At 57.4% G+C, this 15,111-nt stretch carries 14 protein-coding genes; 10 read left to right on the forward strand and 4 right to left on the reverse strand.

Annotation, left to right across the window (positions count from 1 at the left end):
- Positions 1–17: 17 nt before the first annotated feature.
- Positions 18–1,013, reverse strand: coding sequence for an ArsR/SmtB family transcription factor (locus tag NL116_RS03445; RefSeq protein ID WP_494376020.1), 996 nt, complete (start codon positions 1,011–1,013; stop codon positions 18–20).
- A 273-nt stretch (positions 1,014–1,286) separates the two neighbouring features.
- Between NL116_RS03445 and tkt the strand changes: the two genes are divergently transcribed.
- From tkt to fba, 6 genes are all read left to right on the forward strand, one after another.
- On the forward strand, positions 1,287–3,284 hold the full coding sequence (gene tkt / locus NL116_RS03450) for a transketolase (protein ID WP_494376021.1): 1,998 nt from the start codon (positions 1,287–1,289) through the stop codon (positions 3,282–3,284).
- A gap of 151 nt (positions 3,285–3,435) precedes the next feature.
- Entirely contained in the window at positions 3,436–4,497 is a 1,062-nt protein-coding gene (gene epd, locus NL116_RS03455; protein ID WP_494376022.1) for an erythrose-4-phosphate dehydrogenase, read from the forward strand.
- A 17-nt stretch (positions 4,498–4,514) separates the two neighbouring features.
- Positions 4,515–5,678, forward strand: a complete 1,164-nt coding sequence (locus NL116_RS03460; protein WP_494376023.1) for a phosphoglycerate kinase — start codon at positions 4,515–4,517, stop codon at positions 5,676–5,678.
- Between the two features lie 34 nt (positions 5,679–5,712).
- On the forward strand, positions 5,713–5,934 hold the full coding sequence (locus NL116_RS03465; RefSeq protein ID WP_027926617.1) for a hypothetical protein: 222 nt from the start codon (positions 5,713–5,715) through the stop codon (positions 5,932–5,934).
- Between the two features lie 56 nt (positions 5,935–5,990).
- Positions 5,991–6,329, forward strand: coding sequence for an MliC family protein (locus NL116_RS03470; RefSeq protein WP_494376024.1), 339 nt, complete (start codon positions 5,991–5,993; stop codon positions 6,327–6,329).
- Between the two features lie 125 nt (positions 6,330–6,454).
- The gene (gene fba, locus NL116_RS03475) at positions 6,455–7,519 is read left to right on the forward strand and encodes a class II fructose-bisphosphate aldolase (RefSeq protein WP_494376025.1); all 1,065 of its coding nucleotides are present in this window, start codon (positions 6,455–6,457) and stop codon (positions 7,517–7,519) included.
- 695 nt (positions 7,520–8,214) lie between these two features.
- Here fba and NL116_RS03480 read toward each other — a convergent pair.
- Together NL116_RS03480 and NL116_RS03485 are read right to left on the reverse strand one after the other, a co-directional pair.
- Complete coding sequence (locus tag NL116_RS03480; RefSeq protein WP_494376026.1) at positions 8,215–8,913, reverse strand: transposase; 699 nt, start codon at positions 8,911–8,913, stop codon at positions 8,215–8,217.
- A 634-nt stretch (positions 8,914–9,547) separates the two neighbouring features.
- A complete protein-coding gene (locus NL116_RS03485) occupies positions 9,548–10,216 on the reverse strand; it encodes a polysaccharide lyase family 7 protein (protein WP_494376027.1) in 669 nt (222 codons plus the stop codon).
- A gap of 322 nt (positions 10,217–10,538) precedes the next feature.
- Here NL116_RS03485 and NL116_RS03490 point away from each other — a divergent pair, with 322 nt between their 5' ends.
- Genes NL116_RS03490 through NL116_RS03500 form a run of 3 tightly spaced genes read left to right on the forward strand, consistent with a single transcriptional unit; the run spans position 10,539 to position 13,521 of the window.
- Positions 10,539–12,662, forward strand: coding sequence for a putative bifunctional diguanylate cyclase/phosphodiesterase (locus tag NL116_RS03490; protein ID WP_494376028.1), 2,124 nt, complete (start codon positions 10,539–10,541; stop codon positions 12,660–12,662).
- 45 nt (positions 12,663–12,707) lie between these two features.
- Positions 12,708–13,199 (forward strand): M48 metallopeptidase family protein, encoded by a 492-nt coding sequence (locus tag NL116_RS03495; protein ID WP_494377996.1) that lies wholly within the window; start codon positions 12,708–12,710, stop codon positions 13,197–13,199.
- Positions 13,200–13,224: 25 nt separating this feature from the next.
- Positions 13,225–13,521: a winged helix-turn-helix domain-containing protein gene (locus NL116_RS03500; protein WP_494376029.1), complete on the forward strand. Its 297-nt coding sequence runs from the start codon at positions 13,225–13,227 to the stop codon at positions 13,519–13,521.
- 114 nt (positions 13,522–13,635) lie between these two features.
- Here NL116_RS03500 and NL116_RS03505 read toward each other — a convergent pair whose 3' ends face one another.
- A complete protein-coding gene (locus NL116_RS03505; RefSeq protein ID WP_494376030.1) occupies positions 13,636–14,088 on the reverse strand; it encodes a GNAT family N-acetyltransferase in 453 nt (150 codons plus the stop codon).
- A 256-nt stretch (positions 14,089–14,344) separates the two neighbouring features.
- Between NL116_RS03505 and NL116_RS03510 the strand changes: the two genes are divergently transcribed.
- The gene (locus tag NL116_RS03510) at positions 14,345–15,082 is read left to right on the forward strand and encodes a substrate-binding periplasmic protein (protein ID WP_494376031.1); all 738 of its coding nucleotides are present in this window, start codon (positions 14,345–14,347) and stop codon (positions 15,080–15,082) included.
- Positions 15,083–15,111 lie beyond the last annotated feature (29 nt).

Consider the following 15,111-nt stretch of genomic DNA (forward strand, 5'->3'; position numbering starts at 1 on the left):
TCGATGTTTTCCTGAATTTACCGATGGTGAGTGTTGCCAGCCGGTCGCTGAAAATGGCGGACCTGAATCTGGAAACCATTACGTAAGCCTACATAGAGGCTTTCCCCGGGAACGAGTCCCGCAGCGGTGGCCCAACGGGCCAAATCGTCCTGTTCAAACCCCAACCAGAGATCACCGCAGGCCTCCCTGGCCCAACTCTGGTTGTGGCTACATAACTCTGTCACGAGCAGGCTACCGCCCGGTTGCAGCAAGTCGGCCATGTGCTTGAGCGCTTCGGCCGGCGCGGCGAAATGGTGCAATACCATGTTCAGTACAACGCAATCGGCCTGAAGGCTTACACCGTTCAATGCATCGGCCAATTGCAGGCTGACGTTAGCCAGCTTTTCACGTTCGCAGACCTGACGCGCCAGTTCGAGCATCGCCGGGCTGTTGTCCAGCGCGGTGACTTCAGTGAAGCGGCGCGCCAGTTCCGGCAGAAACTCGCCGTCACCAGGGCCGACTTCAATGGCCGTGGCGCCTTTGCCGAAACCCAGCTTGTCGAGCAAGGCCACCACGCTTTCGCGATATTGCGGCAGGCCGGCGATCAAGTCTTGCTGGGCGCGAAACTTCTCCGCAACCCGTGAGAAAAAGTCCTGGCTGGCCGCCGCTCGTTGCCCGTGCACCTGACCGATCCGCGACTGCACATCAATCGGCAGGGTCAGGTTGTCCACTTCTTCCAGCAGGGCGGCGTGCAGCTTGCCGCCCAGCAGGTCGGTGTGGGGCAGGGCGCGACGGTAGAAAATCGCATTGCCTTCACGGCGGGTCGCCACCAGGTCGGCCTGGGCCAGTACCTTGAGGTGATGACTCATGCCGGACTGGCCGATGCCAAAGATCTGCGCCAGTTCCAGCACGCCGAACGAATCGTTGGCCAGGGCGCGCAATACATTCAGACGCAGAGGGTCGCCGCCGGCCTTGCAGAGGGCCGCCAGCTCGTCGCAATCGTCATGTTGAATGGATGGCACGCGTAAATTCATAAGGCCAGCAGTCTAGTGACGGGTCGAAATCACTGCAAGAGCAATATCAAAAAGTTTTGATATTGCTCGATAGATGGCACTTCTCGACGTTAGGTTCTGTCAACAAACGGACAGCGGAAAGGTTTCACCCGTCGAAACCGCCGTTATCACATGGAAAAACGCCTCCAGATGACTATCTGTCATTGCCCCGAGGCGGCTCGGTGAGGGAAAATGCTCGCCTTTTTTCCGATTCGTTTTATTCACTCTCGATTCAATATCCGCAGGAGAACAGCGATGCCCAGCCGTCGTGAGCGTGCCAACGCCATTCGTGCCCTCAGCATGGATGCCGTGCAAAAAGCCAACAGCGGCCATCCCGGTGCCCCTATGGGTATGGCGGATATCGCCGAAGTACTTTGGCGTGACTACCTGAAGCACAACCCGAGCAATCCATCGTTCGCCGACCGTGACCGCTTCGTGCTGTCCAACGGCCACGGTTCGATGTTGATCTACTCGCTGCTGCACCTGACCGGCTACGACCTGTCGATCGATGACCTGAAAAACTTCCGCCAGCTGCACAGCCGCACCCCGGGTCACCCGGAATTCGGCTACACGCCGGGCGTTGAAACCACCACCGGTCCACTGGGCCAAGGCCTGGCGAACGCCGTCGGTTTTGCCCTGGCTGAAAAAGTCATGGCGGCGCAGTTCAACCGTCCTGGCCACAACGTTGTCGACCATCACACCTACGTGTTCCTGGGTGATGGCTGCATGATGGAAGGCATTTCCCACGAAGTCGGCTCCCTGGCCGGCACATTGGGCCTGGGCAAGCTGATCGCTTTCTACGATGACAACGGCATTTCCATCGACGGCGAAGTCGAAGGCTGGTTCACCGACGACACACCGAAGCGTTTCGAAGCCTACAACTGGCAAGTGATCCGCAACGTCGACGGTCATGACCCGGAAGAAATCAAGACCGCCATCGAAACCGCGCGCAAAAGCGATCAACCGACCCTGATCTGCTGCAAGACCACCATCGGTTTCGGTTCGCCAAACAAGCAAGGCAAAGAAGACTGCCACGGCGCCCCATTGGGTGACGCGGAAATCGCTCTGACCCGTACTGCCCTGAAGTGGAACCACGGTCCGTTCGAAATCCCGGCCGATATCTACGCCGAATGGGACGCCAAGGAAGCCGGCAAAGCCGCCGAAGCCGAGTGGGATCAGCGTTTCGCTGCTTATTCCGCTGAGTTCCCTGAGCTGGCAAACGAACTGGTCCGTCGCCTGAGCGGCGAACTGCCGGCTGACTTCGCGGAAAAAGCCTCTGCCTATATCGCTGAAGTCGCGGCCAAGGGCGAAACCATCGCCAGCCGTAAAGCCAGCCAGAACGCGCTGAACGCCTACGGCCCGCTGTTGCCTGAGCTACTCGGCGGCTCCGCTGACCTGGCCGGTTCCAACCTGACCCTGTGGAAAGGTTGCAAAGGTGTTTCGGCTGAAGACGCCAGCGGCAACTACATGTACTACGGCGTTCGCGAGTTCGGCATGAGCGCGATCATGAACGGCGTGGCGCTGCACGGCGGTCTGGTGCCTTACGGCGCGACCTTCCTGATGTTCATGGAATACGCACGCAACGCCGTACGCATGGCTTCACTGATGAAGAAGCGCGTGGTGTTCGTCTACACCCACGACTCCATCGGTCTGGGCGAAGACGGCCCGACTCACCAGCCAATCGAGCAACTGACCAGCCTGCGCAGCACGCCAAACCTCGACACCTGGCGCCCAGCCGATGCCGTTGAATCGGCCGTATGCTGGAAGCTGGCTCTGGAGCGCAAGGACGGCCCTTCGGCGCTGATCTTCTCGCGCCAGAACCTGCAGCATCAGGATCGCAACGCGCTGCAAATCGCCGACATCGCCCGTGGCGGTTACGTGTTGAAGGACTGCGACGGCGAGCCTGAGCTGATCCTGATCTCTACCGGTTCGGAAGTGGGCCTGGCGGTTCAGGCGTACGACAAACTGACCGAACAGGGTCGCAAAGTGCGCGTTGTTTCGATGCCTTGCACCAGCGTGTTCGATGCTCAGGACGCCGACTACAAGCAAGCGGTTCTGCCGTTGCAGGTCAGCGCCCGTATCGCCATCGAAGCCGCCCACGCGGACTACTGGTACAAGTACGTGGGCCTGGAAGGTCGCGTGATCGGCATGACCACCTACGGCGAGTCGGCGCCTGCGCCTGCCTTGTTCGAAGAGTTCGGCTTCACCCTGGAAAACATCCTGGGTCAGGCTGAAGAGCTGCTGGAAGACTGATCCAGAAGTTGTGTCGTCCTGACTGCCGTCTTCGCGAGCAGGCTCGCTTCCACAGGGTTCTACAGGGCCCTTGTGGGAGCGAGCCTGCTCGCGAAAGCGGTGGTTCAGGCAACGCTGCAATGACAGATTCACCACGGTAATCGAGAACCCCATGCCTCAACCGCGTCCTTACAAAGTTGCACTCAACGGCTACGGCCGGATTGGTCGTTGCGTCTTGCGTGCGTTGTTTGAGCGAGGCGAAAAGGCCGGGTTTGAAATTGTCGCGATCAACGATCTGGCGGACATGGCCAGCATCGAATACCTGACACGCTTTGACTCCACTCACGGGCGTTTTCCCGGCGAAGTGCGGGTTGAGGGCGATTGTCTGCATATTAATGGTGACTGCGTGAAAGTCTTGCGCAGTGCCACCCCCGAAGGCATCGATTGGGCGGCACTGGGCGTCGATCTGGTGCTGGAGTGCTCCGGCGCTTATCACACACGTGCCGATGGCCAGCGCTTCCTCGACGCCGGCGCGCCGCGTGTATTGTTTTCCCAGCCGATGGCCAGCGAGGCGGATGTCGACGCCACCATCGTCTACGGCGTGAACCAGGATTGCCTGACCGGCGACGAGCTGCTGGTGTCCAACGCGTCCTGCACCACCAATTGCGGCGTGCCGCTGTTGCGCCTGCTGGATCAGGCCATCGGCCTGGAATACGTGTCGATCACCACCATCCACTCGGCGATGAACGATCAGCCAGTCATTGACGCCTACCACCACGAAGACCTGCGCCGCACCCGCTCGGCGTTCCAGTCGGTGATCCCGGTATCCACCGGTCTGGCACGTGGCATAGAACGCCTGCTGCCGGAACTTGCCGGGCGAATTCAGGCCAAAGCCGTACGGGTGCCGACGGTTAACGTGTCTTGCCTCGACATTACGATGCAGACCGTCAGCGACACCGACGCCACCGAGGTCAACCGGATTCTGCGCGAGGCCGCCACCAGCGGCCCGCTCAAAGGCCTTCTGGCTTACACCGAGTTGCCTCACGCCAGTTGTGATTTTAACCATGACCCACATTCGGCCATCGTCGATGCCAGTCAGACCCGAGTTTCCGGCCCGCGGCTGGTGAACATCCTGGCCTGGTTCGACAACGAATGGGGGTTTGCCAACCGAATGCTGGACGTTGCAGAACACTATCTGCAAACAGCTACTCCAACAGTTTCTCCAAAACAGTAACTCAGGAATTGCGACCCATGACCGTGTTGAAGATGTCCGACCTCGATCTGCAAGGTAAGCGCGTACTGATTCGCGAAGACCTCAACGTCCCAGTCAAGGACGGTGTTGTCACCAGCGATGCGCGAATCCTGGCCTCGCTGCCGACCATCAAGCTGGCCCTGGAGAAAGGCGCGGCCGTGATGGTCTGCTCGCACCTTGGCCGTCCGACCGAAGGCGAATTCTCGTCCGAGAACAGCCTCAAGCCAGTCGCTGACTACCTGAGCAAGGCTCTGGGCCGCGAAGTGCCGCTGGTCGCTGACTATCTGAACGGCGTTGACGTGAAAGCCGGCGACATCGTGCTGTTCGAAAACGTGCGCTTCAACAAAGGCGAGAAAAAGAACGCTGACGACCTGGCCCAGCAATACGCCGCCCTGTGCGACGTGTTCGTGATGGACGCCTTCGGCACCGCTCACCGTGCCGAGGGTTCGACCCACGGCGTGGCCAAGTTCGCCAAAGTCGCCGCCGCTGGCCCGTTACTGGCTGCCGAGCTGGACGCACTGGGCAAAGCCCTCGGCGCCCCGGCCCAGCCAATGGCGGCCATCGTTGCCGGTTCCAAGGTGTCAACCAAACTCGACGTGTTGAACAGTCTGAGCCAGATCTGCAACCAGCTGATCGTTGGCGGCGGCATTGCCAACACTTTCCTGGCGGCTGCCGGCCACCCGGTCGGCAAGTCCCTGTACGAACCAGACCTGCTGGACACCGCTCGCGAAATCGCCGCCAAAGTCAGCGTGCCTTTGCCAGTGGACGTGGTGGTTGCCAAGGAATTCGCAGAAAGCGCGACCGCTACCGTCAAGCTGATTGCTGACGTGGCGGCCGACGACATGATCCTGGACATCGGCCCACAGACCGCGGCGAATTTCGCCGAGCTGCTGAAGTCGTCCAAGACCATCCTGTGGAACGGCCCGGTGGGCGTGTTCGAGTTCGACCAGTTCGGTAACGGTACCAAAGTGCTGGCCCAGGCCATCGCGGAAAGCTCGGCGTTCTCGATCGCGGGCGGCGGCGACACCCTGGCGGCCATCGATAAATATGGCGTTGCGGATCAGATCTCCTACATTTCTACCGGTGGCGGCGCGTTCCTCGAGTTCGTCGAAGGCAAAGTGCTGCCGGCCGTTGAAGTCCTGGAAAGCCGGGCGAAGGCCTGAGACCGCCCATTTGACCAGGCAAAGGAGTGTTTACATGGTCAAGACGTTAACGCTGTTGATCGCAGCGGGCATGCTGGCGGCTTGCGGGAGTAATCCGAAAGCCACGCCTGAGCCCGCACCGCAGTCGCAGGAAAAAGGCTGCTACCAGGCCGACTGGCAGGCGGAAACCAATCCTGTGCTCAACAAGCGTTCCGGTCCCGATGGCCTGGACAAATACGAGACACAGACACCCGCCAAGGAACATGGTTGTCCTTGACGGGTCTGACTCATTACTCAGGGCTGGCGGCGTGCGCTGTCGGTCGAGGAACATGGATGAAAGGTTTTATCGCCGTTACGGCGTTGGCGTTGCTGGCAGGGTGCTCGAGCTTGAATTTGAACCTGTTCAACACGTCGGCGCCGGCGGACAACTGGACCACCTGGACCTGCGACAGCCAGGCCAAAGTGCTCTGGCGCTACACCGACGACAGCCGCAAGGAAGTCGACGTGCGCCTCGGCGGGGCTGATCAGGTATACCGCTTGAAACAGGAGCCGGGCGCCGAAGGGTCGCTGTACAGCAATGACATGCTGGCGTTTCACGTAAAAGGTGAGGAAGGCCTGGTGTACTGGGTCGCCACCAATGATTTGATTGGTCGCGGTTGTAAAGCGCAGTAACTGGCATTTTGGCAACACCCGAATTCGCAGCCCGGACCAACCCCCGATCTGCAATAACTTGAATAGCCGCCGCCGCTACGGCAGGCTGGCACGATTAACGACCCAAACCGGGAGAGACATACACAATGGCACTTATCAGCATGCGCCAGATGCTGGACCACGCAGCCGAGTTCGGCTATGGCGTTCCAGCCTTCAACGTCAACAACCTTGAGCAGATGCGCGCCATCATGGAAGCCGCTGACAAGACTGACTCTCCGGTGATCGTCCAGGCTTCGGCCGGTGCTCGCAAATACGCTGGCGCCCCGTTCCTGCGCCACCTGATCCTGGCGGCAATCGAAGAATTCCCGCACATCCCGGTGTGCATGCACCAGGACCACGGCACCAGCCCTGACGTCTGCCAGCGCTCCATCCAACTGGGCTTCAGCTCGGTGATGATGGACGGTTCCCTGGGCGAAGACGGCAAGACCCCGACCGACTACGACTACAACGTGCGTGTTACCCAACAAACCGTGGCCATGGCTCACGCCTGTGGCGTTTCGGTAGAAGGCGAGCTGGGCTGCCTGGGTTCGCTGGAAACCGGCATGGCTGGTGAAGAAGACGGCATCGGCGCTGAGGGCGTTCTGGATCACAGCCAAATGCTGACCGACCCGGAAGAAGCCGCTGACTTCGTCAAACGCACTCAGGTTGATGCCTTGGCCATCGCCATCGGCACCAGTCACGGCGCGTACAAGTTCACCAAGCCGCCGACCGGCGACGTATTGGCCATCGACCGCATCAAAGAAATCCACAAACGCATCCCGAACACCCACCTGGTGATGCACGGTTCTTCTTCGGTTCCGCAAGAGTGGCTGGCGATCATCAACCAGTACGGCGGCGACATCAAAGAAACCTACGGCGTACCGGTTGAAGAAATTGTTGAAGGCATCAAGCACGGCGTGCGTAAGGTCAACATTGATACTGACCTGCGTTTGGCATCCACCGGCGCGATGCGTCGCCTGATGGCCACCAACCCGAGCGAGTTCGATCCGCGTAAGTTCTTCGGCGCGACTGTGACCGCGATGCGTGATGTGTGCATCGACCGTTACAACCAGTTTGGTACGGCCGGTAATGCTTCGAAGATCAAGCCGATCTCGCTGGAAGGGATGTATCAGCGGTATTTGAAGGGTGATTTGAACGCTAAGGTTAACTAAGCCTTTGGTGTTTGAGTCGCATTAAAAAACCCGCCGAGAGGCGGGTTTTTTTGTGAGTGTTAACTTATTGCTTACCTAGAGAGATCGTATATTGGGCGCCGCCAGCTGCACCGAGGATCCTTACGTCGCCTGATAAGTTGTTGTATTCTCTGTCGGCAGAGTACAAAGATATTTTATACACAGTAGAGGAGTTGTCCTTTGGGGTTGCGGTTAGGTCGAAAGTGACAGAGCTGAAGTGGTTGCTAATGTCCGAATAATAGAACGTGCCTCTAACATTGTACTCTGTACCTCCGAATGTATAGCTGCCGGCATTAATAGAGCCGTTGTCTGGGTTGGAGCTTGTAATTGTCAAAACGCCCCGTGTGCCAGCGCTATCAGTACCGCCTGCATAAGTTCCATTTGGTGTTACGGCCATTTTATTTCTCCATGTCCAAAGATAGAGTAAGCAACACTTATCGCAGAAAAGGGGCGCGGATTCATTTGTTGCCTTCCTCTTCTGTTTTACGTGTTGCGTAGAACAGATTAGATGGAAGTATTTCGAGTTGCACCTGTTGGATCTGACAGTTTTTTATAACTTATTACTATGGGATAAGGGTTAAAAGTAGAAGAATAAAAAAATTAAAAGGGGACAGATTTATTTGATCTCTCCTAGAAAATTAAAAGGGGACAGATTTATTTGATCTCTCCTAGTGCTTCTATTCGATCTGTTTCGCAGGTCTTCCCCGCGCTCGATGCGGTATTCGCAATCCAGTTATTTGTTCTATTTCGTCTATAAACTGAGGATTGCCGGTCAACTGGCCGCGCTGGAGGGCGCCTCGGATCAACTGCAATTCTGAGGAAGGTATTGCCTGTTCCATGAATGAGGTATAGCGAGCAAGGCGCTCGGTATGGGTTTTACCGAGTTCGTTGAAACATTGATCTTCATCCAGCCAATGGTTGTCTGCAGTTTCATTGAGGCGCAGGTGCAAGCTCGACCAAGGGTAATCTTGTGTCTGAAGTACCATTTGGGCTCGGACCGGATTTAACTCGATGTATCGACTACATGCCAGCAGATAGGTGTCGGTTTGAACCACGCTGGATTTGTATCGACTCTCCCACAAGGTACCGGAGCGGCCCTCCAGCTTGTTGCGATACCTTGTCATGCGTCCCGCCAGGCCTTTCATCAATTGTCCGAGACCGGCAACGGAGGCTCCCGGCGCTAGCAATAGGTGGACATGATTGGTCATCAAGCAGAAGGCATACACTTTCACGTTGAATAGCGCTTTGAGTTCACGCAGATCTTCGAGATAACGCTGGAAGTCGCCCGGCTCGGCGAACACAACCTGCCTGTTGTGGCCTCGTTGCACGACATGATGCGGATAATTGGGTAACACAACACGTCCCATTCTGGGCATACAGCCTCCTACGTCCTTGTAGTAATGAGAGAAGCGTAGCAGCTGAAAGTGTGTTTTCCCCTCTGAAAGTCGTTTTCAGTCTCGCTTGCTTTTCAGTGGCTCTGCTATCGCGAAAATGTATAAAAAACTGGCATTTATTACAGGTGATTTGATGCGGACTGCTGCCTATTGTTTGATGTGTAAGCCGAGAAGAAGGGTTTGCATAAATCTGTCCCTTTGAGTCCATTTAGGGGAGTTGCAATATGTGCCTGTTAGGAAAAATGTCTGTTTCATTCATTGCGTTTTTTTTCATGTTATTGATATCCATCAGTTTGAGAGCTGAAGACTCGGAGTATACGTGTAGTTATAGATATTATACCGGAGAGGTATCTAAAACCTTTAAAGCGGGTTCAGTTGACGACGCAAGAGATAAGGCGCATGCCGAATGGGAAACACGAACGAGTCCTTATCTTCTTAAGCGAGAGATCTATTGCGTTAAAAAATAGAGTATTAAGTTGGTCTGCCTATGTTCGGCCGCGCAGTCGTCGTAAAACCGGACATTGCGGTGTGCCTTCAGGAATGGAGAGGCAAGGTTTGGGGATGCTTCGCATCCCGCCGGGGCAAGCTCCCTCGCCACAGTAATAGAGTGTTTGCGCTATTTGTCGTGATCAATATCCAGCTTGCTGAACGTCACTTTCCCGCCTTCGCTGGTGTACCCGGTGTGGTCTTGCACATAGACCCCAGCCTTGAAATACAGCGGTTTGTCGCGCCACGTGGCGCTGATGTTGGTGTCCCACTGGTAGCCCGCCGCGCTGATGCCCAACGCACCGCCGGGACTCAGGTGGATGAGGTAGGAAAACTCCTGATCCAACTTTACGCCAGTGGCGATGGTGATCACCCGACCTTCGTCGTCATCCGGATGCATGCGTACTTTGGCAACGATGTTGCCGCTCGAGGTGCTGATCTTGTACTGATATTCGACCTTCACCAACGGCTTCTGGCTTTCATAAGCATGAATCTGGCCGATAACGATCTTCCCTGAACTCGGCACCTGATTCACCGCCAGGGTCGCGTGAAGGGAGTTGTCAGCGTCCGGATAGAGCCAATTACGCAAGGTGCCGTTGCTGTAGGTTTCGCGAAGTTCAGTCCGAGGATACTTCGCGTTGGCCGTTTTGGAGCCGGTGACCGGTGCCCAGAAAAACAAGGTGCCGGTGTCTGAGTGGAAGTATTGATCCTTGAAGCCGTCCACCAGTTTGGCGGTTTCAACGGTATACGGCGGATTGCCAACGGGAACGCTGAGGTTCCAGGTTGCGAGATCGATCATAGACAAAGCTTCCACAAATTTTTGCTGCACGCGCGTGCCAGAAGCTCTAGCCCGCGCATCGGGGGGCGGTCTTTATAAGCGTACGAGGCGAATTTGTTAATGCCCATCTGGCAGAGATTTGGCGTCAATGTCCTGTCGAATGGCCATCTTTCCCGGTTTTCGGGGCTCTCAGGACCGACCGTTAGTCGGCAAATGAACCCATTGGTTAAATGATGGCGTACTGACACCTTCTGCTTTCACGCAACCCGGTCTAGAGTGAGGGCCTAGTATTTGTCCGGTTTTCACGAGAAACCGGCCTGACGCCCCGAACAAGAGAAGCAGCATGGAATGCGCGCACCCCCCGCCAGCTGAAGGCAACTCGATCCTTTTAATTGTCGATGATTACCCTGAAAACCTGATCAGCCTGCGCGCGTTGCTCCAGCGCCAGGACTGGCAGGTCATGACCGCTGCCTCCGGCTTCGAAGCGCTTAGTCTGTTGCTCGAACACGATGTCGACCTGGTGTTGCTCGATGTGCAGATGCCGGGCATGGACGGTTTTGAAGTCGCGCGCCTGATGCGCGGTAGTCAACGGACTCGCCTGACGCCAATCATCTTCCTCACCGCCAACGAACAATCCCCTGACGCAGTGATCAAGGGCTACGCCAGCGGCGCGGTGGATTACCTGTTCAAACCGTTCGACCCGCACATTCTCAAGCCCAAAGTCCAGGCCCTGCTGGAGCACCAGCGCAATCGTCGGGCGTTGCAGCGCCTGAGCCACGACCTGGAAGTCGCGCGCGCATTTAATGCCTCGGTGTTGGAGAACGCGGCCGAGGGCATTCTGGTGGTCAGTGAGGACGGGGTGATTCGTTTTGCCAATCCGGCCATGTCGCGGCTGCTGAATGCCACGGTGCAGGAGCTGCAAGGCAGGGACTTTCTGCACTTCCTGCAAAAACCGCACATTCCGGTGTGGCTGGAATCCGAGATTTATACCGGTTACAAACGTGGCGAAACCTTGCGCCTGCATGACGCACTGTTGCGTACCGCACCCGGTCAGCAAGTGCCGGTGGCGTTGTCTTGCGCGCCATTGCCCGCAGAACAGCGCGCCATGGTGGTGACGGTGCTGGACATGTCGGTGGTGCGCCACCTGCATCAGCAACTGGAATATCAGGCCGTAACCGATCCATTGACCGGCCTGCTCAATCGTCGAGGTTTCTACCAGACCGTTGAAAACCTGTTGCTCCGTGGTGAGCCTACCGACAGCGCCTGGGTGCTGCTGTACCTGGACCTTGACGGTTTCAAGCGGGTTAATGACTCTCTCGGTCACGATGCCGGCGACCGGGTGCTGCGCTGGGTGTCTGAGCAGTTGAAGGCCTGCTTGCGGCCGTTCGACATTCTGGCGCGCATGGGCGGCGATGAATTTACGGCGCTGCTGGACCTGGAGTTTCCCGAGCAGGGCGCGAAGATTGCCGAAAAGCTCATTGAGCGGGTTTCGATCTGTCAGCAGATTGATGGCCTGGAAATCACCTTGGGCGCCAGCATCGGGATTGCGACGTTTCCGGATTGTGGGGCAAACCTCGACGGTTTGTTGCGCGCCGCAGACATTGCGATGTACGAAGCCAAGCGCGCGGGCCGTCAACAGTATCGATTCTACGATCACGAAATGAACGGCCGGGCACGTTCGAGACTGATGCTCGAAGAGAGCGTACGCACGGCCATCGAAAACCGTGATTTCAACCTGGTGTACCAACCTCAAGTGTCCATCGCCGACGGGCAGATTCGTGGGTTCGAGGCGTTGTTGCGCTGGCAGCACCCGAGTGTCGGCGACGTCCCGCCGGGACTGTTTTTGCCGTTGCTGGAAGAGGCCCGGCTGATCAGTCGGCTGGGCAGCTGGATTTACCAGCGTGGTGCCGGGCAACGAAAGGCCTGGGAAACCCTGTTTGCCGAGGACCTGGTGCTCGGCGTCAGTTTGAGCAGCACCCAGTTTGGCATGCCCAACCTGGTCACCGAATTGCGTCAGGTGCTGGAGCGCCATGGCCTGCAACCGCGTCATCTGGAAGTCGAAGTGACGGAAGAAGCGTTGATGCAAAACCCGGAAGAAACCCATAAGACCCTGCGTCTGCTGCGCAATCTTGGGGTGCGGGTGGCGCTCGATGACTTTGGTTCCGGGCCTTGTTCGCTGGCGCATCTGCGGGACCTGGAACTGGACACGCTCAAGCTCGACCGGCATTTGATCGCCCGGCTGCCCGAGTCCTCAAAGGATGCCGCGCTGGTGCGCACTGTGATCGACCTGTGCAAGCAATATGGAATGCTGGTGATCGCCGAAGGGGTAGAAACCGTTGCCCAGTACCAATGGCTGCAAGCGAATGGCTGTGAGTATGTGCAAGGGTTTCTGGTCGCGCGGCCGATGATGGCCGAGGACGTCGGCGACTTTGTGCAGCCGTTTGACTGGGGCGCACTGAACAGTTGAATTCGCTACACTGGCGACCTTTTCGTGATCCGTGTTGCCGCCCCGATGACTGCGTTGAAATACCTCCAGGCCTATCCTGCTGCATTGCAGGATCAAGTGCGCCAGCTGATCGCCGACGATCGGCTGGGCGACTACTTGACCAAGCGCTATCCGGAAAAGCACGGGATACAGAGCGACAAGGCGCTGTACACCTACGCTCTGGACCTTAAGCAGGGATACCTGCGCAATGCTCCGTCCATCGACAAAGTCTTGTTCGATAACCGTCTGGACCTCACGCATCGCGCCCTGGGCTTGCACACCACGATCTCGCGGGTGCAGGGCGGCAAGCTCAAGGCCAAGAAAGAAATCCGTGTGGCCTCGCTGTTCAAGGAAGCACCTTCAGAGTTTCTGAAAATGATCGTGGTGCATGAACTGGCGCATTTCAAAGAGTCGGATCACAACAAGGCGTTCTACAAACTCTGCGAACACATGCTGCCGGGCTATCACCAGGTGGAGTTTGACCTGCGGGTGTACCTGACCTGGCGGGACATGCAATAACGGATCAACGGTCGGGAGTCTTAGAATGGAAGTCAGCAAGACCAAGAGTAGTTTCTATCGCCGGTTGTACGTCGCGTACTTGATCGACAGCGGGCTGGCGAGCAGCGTCCCGGCCTTGACCGATGTGACCGGCATGCCCCGGCGCACGGCACAGGACACGATTGCGGCGTTGGCGGACCTGGACATCATGTGCGAGTTCGAGCAGGAAGAAGGCGCGCGCAATCATGCGGGGCGTTATCGGATTCGCGAGTGGGGGGCGATTGATCGCGGATGGATCGAGCGAAATTTGCGGCAGATCAAAGCGGTGCTTGAGTACCCCTGATCTCTGCGGTGCCGCGACTGACGCCTTCGCGAGCAAGCCCGCTCCCACATTTAACCGCGTTCCTCCAAGAGAATACGGTCGAATGTGGGAGCGGGCTTGCTCGCGATGGGGCCCTTAAAGCCGACGCATCCCAATGTGCGGAATGCCATCCTCGACATACTCCTCACCCGCCACCACAAACCCATACCGCCCGTAATACCCCTGCAAATGCGCCTGCGCCGACAGATAAACCGGCATCTCCGGCCAGTGTTTCTCAGCCTGCTTCAACGCCTGGGCCATCAATTCGTGCCCAATCCCGGTACCACGGGCCGCCGGTGCAACAATCACCCGGCCAATCACCACATCACCCCCCTGCAGCTGCGGGTCGAGCAATCGCAGGTAACCCACCAGTCGATTCTCGTCCCATGCCATCAAATGGCAGGTGTCTCCTTCCAGGTCCTGGCCATCGATGTCTTGATAGACGCACTTCTGCTCGACGACGAACACCTCTGCACGCAGTTGCAGAATGGCGTACAGCTGTTCCTTGCCCAAATCGCTGTGGTGTTTGCAGATCCAGTCAATTGTCATTTTCGCTTTCCTTGAACATCGTCGCTCCGATACTAAGCGTCCTGAGGACCGTTGTCTTGATGGCGGGGAAATCTGTGACAAAGGCCAAAATGCCATCATTCATTTCGCGCGGCGCCGTCTTCTTTGTGTAATCTTCGATGACGCGCTGTGCAATGGCTTCAATGAGCTAATGTTGAGTACCTGGCTGCCGGTATATGGGTCTTGGAGTTTGGGCTGAAAAAAGGTCGGGCTACCCGTCCGTTAAGGATTTTCTAGCATGCCGCGATTGCATCGAGCTTCTGCTTTGATCGTATTGCTGTTGCTGACACAGGGTGCGGCCGCGGAAAAGCTGCGTCTGGTCGCCGACGCCTGGCCACCTTTTACCGACGCCACGCTGGTCAACGGCGGGTTGGCGACGGACATCGTCACCACCGCGCTGGCACGCGCAGGCTTTGCCAGTGATTTCGAGCAAGTGCCTTGGGCCCGAGCGTTATTGGGCATAGGCGAGGGGCGTTACGACGTGCTGGTCAACGCCTGGTACACCAACGATCGGACCAAACTGGGCCAGTTCTCCGGCGAATACCTGCTTAACCGCGTGCGTTTTCTGAAACGCAAAGATGCGCCCATCGAATACAACAACCTGCAGCAACTGCACACCTATCCGATTGCGATCGTGCGCGGCTACGCCTATTCGCCGGAGTTCGATGACGACGCATCGCTGCAGAAAGTCCCGGTGCACAACTTTTCCATGGCCGTGCGCATGGTGGCGGCGGACCGGGTCAAGTTGACGCTGGAAGATGAATACGTCGCCCGTTATTACCTGGCGCGTGAGTCCTCCAAAGTGCGTAATGCGGTGGAGTTTCTGCCCAAGCCGTTGAGCGAGAACAGCCTGCATATTTTGGTCAGTTTGAAGAACCCGCGGCATGAGCAGATCGTCGCCGGGTTTGACCGGGAGATTGCCGAGATGAAGGCGGATGGGAGTTATGAGCGGTTGATGAAGCAGCATGGGATGTGAGGCTGAGCATAAGTCGCGGGTGTCATTGA

This window comes from Pseudomonas sp. FBCC-B1667, assembly GCF_059133255.1.

Bases quoted from the DNA above. Each gene is read 5' to 3' on its own strand.
- NL116_RS03445 (WP_494376020.1), bottom strand. From the start codon at position 1,013: ATGAATTTACGCGTGCCATCCATTCAACATGACGATTGCGACGAGCTG.
- tkt (WP_494376021.1), top strand. From the start codon at position 1,287: ATGCCCAGCCGTCGTGAGCGTGCCAACGCCATTCGTGCCCTCAGCATG.
- epd (WP_494376022.1), top strand. From the start codon at position 3,436: ATGCCTCAACCGCGTCCTTACAAAGTTGCACTCAACGGCTACGGCCGG.
- NL116_RS03460 (WP_494376023.1), top strand. From the start codon at position 4,515: ATGACCGTGTTGAAGATGTCCGACCTCGATCTGCAAGGTAAGCGCGTA.
- NL116_RS03465 (WP_027926617.1), top strand. From the start codon at position 5,713: ATGGTCAAGACGTTAACGCTGTTGATCGCAGCGGGCATGCTGGCGGCT.
- NL116_RS03470 (WP_494376024.1), top strand. From the start codon at position 5,991: ATGAAAGGTTTTATCGCCGTTACGGCGTTGGCGTTGCTGGCAGGGTGC.
- fba (WP_494376025.1), top strand. From the start codon at position 6,455: ATGGCACTTATCAGCATGCGCCAGATGCTGGACCACGCAGCCGAGTTC.
- NL116_RS03480 (WP_494376026.1), bottom strand. From the start codon at position 8,913: ATGCCCAGAATGGGACGTGTTGTGTTACCCAATTATCCGCATCATGTC.
- NL116_RS03485 (WP_494376027.1), bottom strand. From the start codon at position 10,216: ATGATCGATCTCGCAACCTGGAACCTCAGCGTTCCCGTTGGCAATCCG.
- NL116_RS03490 (WP_494376028.1), top strand. From the start codon at position 10,539: ATGGAATGCGCGCACCCCCCGCCAGCTGAAGGCAACTCGATCCTTTTA.
- NL116_RS03495 (WP_494377996.1), top strand. From the start codon at position 12,708: ATGACTGCGTTGAAATACCTCCAGGCCTATCCTGCTGCATTGCAGGAT.
- NL116_RS03500 (WP_494376029.1), top strand. From the start codon at position 13,225: ATGGAAGTCAGCAAGACCAAGAGTAGTTTCTATCGCCGGTTGTACGTC.
- NL116_RS03505 (WP_494376030.1), bottom strand. From the start codon at position 14,088: ATGACAATTGACTGGATCTGCAAACACCACAGCGATTTGGGCAAGGAA.
- NL116_RS03510 (WP_494376031.1), top strand. From the start codon at position 14,345: ATGCCGCGATTGCATCGAGCTTCTGCTTTGATCGTATTGCTGTTGCTG.